The following is a 429-nucleotide window of genomic DNA, read 5'->3' as shown; positions in this document are numbered from 1 at the left end:
ATATACATCATCTCCTCATATCAACCGCTCTATTTTTCTAGACAAACCCAAAAATATAGACAAATCGATATTTACTTACTTCGGCCCAAGCAGATAAACAAGGCCGTCTGAAATTCAAGGAAACCATTGATTTTCAGACGGCCTTGAATGAATTAATTACTCAGCGGCTGCAACAACAGCAACGGTAATTTTAGCAACAGCGTCAGTGTGCAGAGCCAATTCAACTTCGTATTCGCCAACAGCTTTCAAAGGACCGTTAGGCAGACGTACGTTTGCTTTAGCAGCTTGGATACCGGCAGCAACAATCGCTTCAGCGATGTCGGCATTGGTAACAGAACCGAACAGACGACCATCAACACCGGCTTTTTGAGCAACAGTAATGGTTTGGCCTTCCAGTTTTTCTTGACGGGCTTTAGCATCAGCCAAGAT

The 429-nt window shown here is 43.8% G+C and carries 1 protein-coding gene; it reads right to left on the bottom strand.

Annotation, left to right across the window (positions count from 1 at the left end):
- Nucleotides 1–156: 156 nt before the first annotated feature.
- On the bottom strand, nt 157–429 hold a 273-nt coding region (gene rplI / locus ACTHUF_RS11440; protein WP_440407781.1), incomplete at its 5' end, for a 50S ribosomal protein L9.

It is taken from the genome of Neisseria sp. P0024.S006 (assembly GCF_051956595.1).
Taxonomy (GTDB): domain Bacteria; phylum Pseudomonadota; class Gammaproteobacteria; order Burkholderiales; family Neisseriaceae; genus Neisseria.
Note: the sequence above shows the minus strand (reverse complement) of the source record. Positions and strands in the feature narration are given on the sequence as shown.